Genomic DNA, 534 nt, shown 5'->3' with positions numbered 1-534 from the left:
CACAAATCGCTATTCTGAAATCCAACCACATTGCCGACAAAGTCATTAATGAACTGAATTTAACTCAACACCCTGAATTTACGAGCTCCGGTGGACTAAAACAAAAAATCGACGACATCAAAGCAGTCCCGTTAGTACAAGATTTATTGAATGTTTCTCCTAGCCCAAAAGAGACATCACAATACTCTGAGTCTTACTATCAAGCACTTCAAGCCTTCAAAAGAAAGCTAGAAATTGAACCTGTTCGAAACACACAGTTAGTGCGAATTAGCTTTCGTTCTGCCGATCCAAAGTTAGCAACAAGAGTCGCGAACGCGGTTGGTCAGGCCTATATTGATGCCAACTTCGAAGCCAAGCTCGTAGTGACTCAAAATGCAGCAACATGGCTGACTAATAACTCTCAAAAACTCGAAGAGCGCTTAAAAAAATCAGAGCATGCTTTGCAAGAGTTTTTGCTCAAAGAAGGCCTGATTGATATCAACGGCATCGACGACATCTACGCCAACGAACTAGAAGAGCTTAACCGTAAACTCA

The 534-nt window shown here is 41.8% G+C and carries 1 pseudogene; it reads left to right on the top strand.

Annotated features, from left to right (window positions below):
• A pseudogene (locus R8N49_RS29965) lies at positions 1–534 on the top strand (capsular biosynthesis protein); the annotation flags it as partial.

The organism is Vibrio sp. 1978 (assembly GCF_033344345.1).
The sequence above is the reverse complement of the archived record's forward strand: the minus strand, read 5'-3'. Positions and strand labels throughout refer to the sequence as shown.